The organism is Arthrobacter sp. JCM 19049, assembly GCF_001310435.1.
Window position 1 is genome coordinate 1 of the sequence record NZ_BAXF01000912.1, and the last position, 575, is coordinate 575.

General features: G+C 67.0%; 1 pseudogene. It reads left to right on the forward strand.

Annotation, left to right across the window (positions count from 1 at the left end):
* A pseudogene (locus JCM19049_RS17075) lies at positions 1 to 575 on the forward strand (ferredoxin reductase); the annotation flags it as partial.

Here is a 575-nt window from a genome sequence, read left to right on the forward strand (position 1 = left end):
CCGACGCCGAGCGCCGCGCGCGCTTTCTCTTCCTGGCCGCCGGGGCGGGCATCACCCCGATTATCTCCATGGTGCGCACCATCCACGCCCTGCCCGGCCAGGCCGACGTCGTGGTGCTGTACCACGGAGCCGAACCCGGCGGGTTCGGATTTGCCAAGGAACTGGAGTACATTGCGGCGGTCGATGAACGCATCACGGTGTACTACTCCCTGGGGGACCGCTCCGTGCCCGGGGACTGGGAATGGATGCTGGGACGACTGACCTGCCACATGATTGAGCAGGTGGCCCCGGACGCGAACGGCCGCCACGTCTATGCGTGCGGCCCAGAGGGGTACCTGAACAACGCGGCCAAATTGCTGCTGGAGGTGGGGGTTGACGACACCTCCATCCACATGGAGTTCTTCTCGGGGGGCCGGCAGACCCGCCTGGAATACCAGCAGGAGTTGGCATATGCCGAGGACCTGGCCGGGGAAATGGCCGAGGCACCCGAATCCCAATTCGAACAGCAGAACCTAGGCCTGTACGACCCGGCGCCAGCCACGCCGCCGGGAAACCCGCCCCGGCGCCCTGCCCAC